This window comes from Blautia sp. MSK.18.38, from assembly GCF_024460535.1.
Taxonomy (GTDB): Bacteria; Bacillota; Clostridia; order Lachnospirales; family Lachnospiraceae; genus Blautia_A; species Blautia_A fusiformis.
In genome coordinates this window covers 1-509 of record NZ_JANFYP010000090.1, presented here as the reverse complement: position 1 = coordinate 509, position 509 = coordinate 1, and the positions used below count along the sequence as shown (strand labels likewise).

The following is a 509-nucleotide window of genomic DNA, read 5'->3' as shown; positions in this document are numbered from 1 at the left end:
AGTTGGCAAAGCGTCATTTTCTTGCCTGTGCTGTCGATACCGTCCTCAATATCCCGTCTTATCTGCTGTTCCAGTTCACGAAGTGAGGGTTTTTCCCGTTTTCCCTTTGGTGTCGGGTCTGTGGGTGTCAATCTCCAAGCATACACATATTTTGTGTTTCCAAATGCGTCCACATATTTATATAAGTATTTCCCGTCTGTTCGTTGGCTCTCTCCAGTATGCAGGATACGTCCTTTGCTATCCCGTCTTTTTTCTTTCATGGTGTCTGCTCCTTTCCTTGTTGGAAAGAGCCTTGATATGACTTGTATTCATCATAACACATACAAGGCTCATTTGCATTAGATTGCGTCCAATTTGTCAATGACCTTTTCAAACTGTCGGCGTTTAATCTGTATGCGGTTGCCATTCATAATGAGCCAGCCAGCGTCCTTGTTTTCCTCTGCCAATCGTCTTAACTTGTTTTCTCCGATACGGAAATATTTTGACGCTTCTTCAATGGTAAGGGTGTA

2 protein-coding genes are annotated in these 509 nt (G+C 43.2%); both read right to left on the bottom strand.

What is annotated here, in order from left to right:
* On the bottom strand, nucleotides 1-260 hold a 260-nt coding region (locus NE638_RS17865), incomplete at its 3' end, for an integrase DNA-binding domain-containing protein (RefSeq protein WP_173746882.1).
* A gap of 78 nt (nucleotides 261-338) precedes the next feature.
* Nucleotides 339-509, bottom strand: a 171-nt coding sequence (locus NE638_RS17860) for an excisionase (RefSeq protein ID WP_120173398.1), incomplete at its 5' end; no start/stop codon positions are given.